Source organism: Solemya elarraichensis gill symbiont (assembly GCF_002021095.1).
Classification (GTDB): Bacteria; Pseudomonadota; Gammaproteobacteria; order Chromatiales; family Chromatiaceae.
Window position 1 is genome coordinate 1 of the sequence record NZ_MPRK01000156.1, and the last position, 4,262, is coordinate 4,262.

Here is a 4,262-nt window from a genome sequence, read left to right on the forward strand (position 1 = left end):
TTTCCTTTGGCGCTGGCGCACGTCAGAAAAACAGTCTCGCCTAGTGGCTACCGGGGACTACGCGCCTTCGATTCTCTCTCCTTGGCGCGCAGCGAGGGAGAAACCGATGCAACAGACCAAAATCCTGCTGGATGAGAAAGACCTGCCAGATCACTGGTATAACGTCGTCGCGGACATGCCAAATGCCCCGGCCCCCTACCTTGGGCCTGACGGCAATCCGGTTCCTCCCGAAGCAATGATGCAGATTTTCCCCGAGGCACTGGTTATGCAGGAAGTCTCGGCAGAGCGCTGGAACCCGATCCCGCAGGAAGTACGTGAAGCACTCACCATGTGGCATCCCTCGCCGCTGATTCGTGCCCACAGGCTTGAGAAGGAGCTTGGTACTCCTGCAAAGATCTACTTCAAGAACGAGTCGATCAGCCCTGCAGGATCACACAAGCCCAACACCGCAGTGGCACAGGCCTATTACAACAAGGAAGCTGCATCAAGCGCCTCACCACGGAAACCGGTGCCGGCCAATGGGGCTGCTCACTGGCACTGGCCGGACAGATGTTTGGCATCGACGTACGCGTCTTCATGGTCAAGATCAGCTATGAGCAGAAACCCTACCGCCGCTCCCTGAGGAAAACCTGGGGCGCAGAGGTCTTCCCCAGCCCGACTGACATGACCGAGGCAGACAGAACAATTCTTGCCCAGCATCCTGACTCGCAGGGCTCGCTCGGCATCTCCATTTCCGAGGCGGTCGAGGAGGCTGCAGGCCGTGATGACACCAACTATGCACTTGGCTCAGTACTCAATCACGTCTTGCTGCACCAGACCATCATCGGCCTTGAAGCAAAGAAACAACTGGAAATGGTCGGTGACTATCCGGACATGATTTTCGCCCCCTGTGGTGGCGGATCAAACTTCGGCGGTATCGCCTTCCCCTTCTTCGCTGACAAGGCGGCCGGCAAGAAGATTGACCTGGTGGCAGTAGAGCCAAGCTCGTGCCCTACTCTCACCAAGGGCGTCTACGCCTACGATTTCGGTGACACTATCGGTCTGACGCCACTAATGAAAATGTTCACACTCGGACATGACTTCATGCCACCTGGTATCCACGCGGGTGGCCTGCGCTACCATGGCGACTCGGCTCTGGTAAGCCAGCTCTACAAGGAAGGGCTGATCGACGCAATGGCGGCCCCCCCAACTGGAAACATTTGAAGCAGGTGTTCAGTTCGCCCGTACCGAAGGCATCGTACCGGCACCTGAGTCCTGTCATGCAATCGCAGGTGCGATTCGTGAAGCAAAACGCTGCAAGGAAACCGGCGAAGCCAAGACTCTACTGTTCAACCTCTCGGGACACGGCCATTTCGACATGAGTTCCTTCGAGCGTTACATCGCCGGCGAACTGTCCAATTTCGACTACCCGGAAGAGGCAATCAAGGAGTCACTACAGCATCTGCCGAACGTCGGCTAATACGGGCTTCTTACGTCATGCCGGCCTTTAGCCGGCATCTTTTTGTCTGTGACGTGCAGCGACACCAATTACCCGGCGTGCAACGCCATATCAATATAGATCTCACGCAACTTGCCTGTCATCTCTCCGGGCAAACCATTTCCGAGAGTCGCAGCATCAATCTTAATGACCGGCATCACGAAGGTCGTGGCCGATGTAACAAAAGCCTCTGCAGCCTCGTATGCTTCCGCCGGGGTGAAGGGACGCTGTTCCACACTGAAATCATTCTCATCAGCCAGCGCCATGACGGCGTTGCGAGTAATGCCATGCAAGATATCGTTGCTCAATTGACGTGTAACGATCGTTCCCTCTCGCGTGATGATCCAGGCATTATTGGAAGTCCCCTCTGTAACATAGCCGTCCGGGTCCAGCATCCATGCATCCTTGGCCCCCGCCATCTTTGCCTCCATCTTTGCCATGCAGGGGTAGAGCAGGCCAACGGTTTTGATATCGCGTCGCTGCCAGCGCAAGTCCGGAACAGTAATCACATCGATTCCTTGTTCGGCGTTTGGATCATCAAGCAGGTTTTTTGATTGTGTGAACATCACCAGGGTTGGTGTAACGTTTTCAGGGTAAAAGAAGTCCCGGTCCGCTGCGCCGCGTGTAATCTGCAAATAGACCAGTCCCTGCTCAATACTGTTTTCAGCGACCAGTCTTTTCAGTATCGATTCTATCTCGACAGCAGTACAAGGCGCCGCCATATCGAGTTCACCCAGCGAACGATGCAGTCGCAACATGTGTCCCTGGGTATCGATCAGTTTTCCGTTGAGAACCGAGACAACCTCGTAGATTCCATCGGAAAAGAGAAAGCCCCGGTCAAACACGGAAACTTTCGCTTCATCTTCCGGCAGGTATTCACCGTTGACGTAAACAATACGACTCATAATGACTATCCTTTTTCGGGCTGATCCAAAGTGTGCCTGACTAGCCTGACTTCCAGGCAAACAGCAGCATAACAGCACCGACTGACGCCAATGCAGCAGAAACCACCTGGCCAGCCATGACTGTCAATGCGGCTGGCGGCATACCGGCCACAACAGCGGCCGTGATCAGTAACGCACCGCCAGAAACAGTCGCTTTCATCTTACGGTTGGAACGCGTGATTTGCTCACGCATCTTCTCCAGTTCAGCAGATTGCCACTGAATACTAAGACGTCCCTGCTCAGCATCCTTCAGAACTTTATAGGCGAGCGCAGGAAGCTCCGGTAACTGCTCAGAGGCTTTCGGCAGGTGTTTTTTCACACGCCTTAAAAATGATTTTGGTCCGAACTGCTCATCCATCCAGCGTTCAAGAAAGGGTTTCGCCGTTGTCCACAGGTCGAGTTCAGGATAGAGCTGGCGCCCGAGTCCCTCGATATTGAGCAGGGTCTTCTGCAGCAGTACCAGCTGCGGCTGCACTTCCATGTCGAAACGACGTGCCGTCTGGAACAGACGCAGCAGAAAATGGCCAAATGAAATCTCGGAGATCGGCCTGTCGAAAATCGGCTCGGAAACAGCACGGATCGCAGACTCGAATTCATCCACTCGCGTATCAGGCGGTACCCAGCCAGATTCGACATGAAGTACTGCAACACGATTATAGTCACGGTTGAAAAAGGCCAGCAGGTTCTCGGCAAGGTAGCGCTGATCCTCGACCGTCAGGGTTCCCATAATGCCGAAATCGACACCGACATAACGTCCATCATCTTCAACGAAGATGTTGCCCGGGTGCATGTCGGCATGGAAAAAGTTGTCGCGGAATACCTGCGTGAAAAAGATCTCAACGCCGCGTTCGCCAAGCATCTGCATGCTGATGCCCTTGACCTGGAGTGTTTCAACGTCGCTCACCGGGGTGCCGTAGATACGCTCCATCACCATCACGTTGGGACGGCAATACTCCCAGTGCACCTGCGGCACATAGAGCATCTCCGAGTTATCGAAGTTGCGCCTCAACTGCGAGGCATTGGCTGCCTCGCGCATCAGGTCGAGCTCGTCGAAAATGGTCTTTTCATACTCTTCGACCACTTCAACCGGACGCAGGCGTCGTGCCTCTTTTGAATATTTCTGCGCCAGGCGCGCAATCAGGAACAACAGGTCGATATCCCGGCGAATGGTTTTCTCGATACCGGGACGCACCACCTTGACGACGACATCTTCACCACTAAGCAAGGTCGCAGTGTGTACCTGTGCAATTGAGGCTGATGCCAGAGGCTCGCGCTCGAAGCGGGCAAAGACATGGTCGACCGAGTCACCAAGCGCTTGCTCGATCAGGCGTGTGGAGTGAGCTGCCGGAAAAGGCGGTACCTGGTCCTGTAACTTGGCAAGTTCGTCAGCAATATCGTCCGGCAGCAGGTCTCTGCGTGTTGAGAGGATCTGCCCGAATTTGATAAAAATAGGCCCGAGGTCTTCCAGTGAACGCCGGATACGGAAACCGTAGGGCGCGGACGCTTCTGACCTAAACCAGAAAAATGGCGAAAAATATTTCAGAAATCTGAGCGGCCGAAGCAGATGTGCAGAAAGCACAATCTCGTCCAGGCCATGGCGCAACAGCACCCAGCTGATATGCGCAAGGCGCACACTCTCACGTACACCGATCATGAAGTTCCGCCCTGTTTTATCTTGCTTGCGAGCAGGTCAATTCGTGCCTGCAGACGTTCAACCGCATCTCGCGTCTCGTCAACCGCGTCACGCCACTCCTCGACCTCGTACGCGGTCGGCAAAAGCTGACTCTCCTCGGTGAGGTACTCGCCAAGCGCTGCATTGAGATGCTTTCTGCCACGCCATG

2 protein-coding genes and 2 pseudogenes are annotated in these 4,262 nt (G+C 54.8%); 1 reads left to right on the top strand and 3 read right to left on the bottom strand.

Annotated features, from left to right (window positions below):
* Positions 1–106 precede the first annotated feature (106 nt).
* A pseudogene (locus BOW51_RS07980) lies at positions 107–1,459 on the top strand (TrpB-like pyridoxal phosphate-dependent enzyme).
* A gap of 68 nt (positions 1,460–1,527) precedes the next feature.
* On the opposite strand, the gene BOW51_RS07985 reads toward BOW51_RS07980, so the two are convergent.
* From BOW51_RS07985 to BOW51_RS11180, 3 genes and pseudogenes are all read right to left on the bottom strand, one after another.
* Positions 1,528–2,382, bottom strand: a complete 855-nt coding sequence (locus tag BOW51_RS07985; protein ID WP_078477227.1) for a D-amino-acid transaminase — start codon at positions 2,380–2,382, stop codon at positions 1,528–1,530.
* Between the two features lie 40 nt (positions 2,383–2,422).
* Positions 2,423–4,075, bottom strand: coding sequence for a ubiquinone biosynthesis regulatory protein kinase UbiB (gene ubiB / locus BOW51_RS07990; RefSeq protein ID WP_078477228.1), 1,653 nt, complete (start codon positions 4,073–4,075; stop codon positions 2,423–2,425).
* A pseudogene (locus tag BOW51_RS11180) lies at positions 4,072–4,262 on the bottom strand (hypothetical protein); the annotation flags it as partial. The pseudogene BOW51_RS11180 and the gene ubiB, both read right to left, overlap by 4 nt.

What these genes read in the sequence shown, in the direction of transcription:
- BOW51_RS07985 (WP_078477227.1), bottom strand. Translation starts at nt 2,382, where the DNA reads ATGAGTCGTATTGTTTACGTCAACGGTGAATACCTGCCGGAAGATGAA.
- ubiB (WP_078477228.1), bottom strand. Translation starts at nt 4,075, where the DNA reads ATGATCGGTGTACGTGAGAGTGTGCGCCTTGCGCATATCAGCTGGGTG.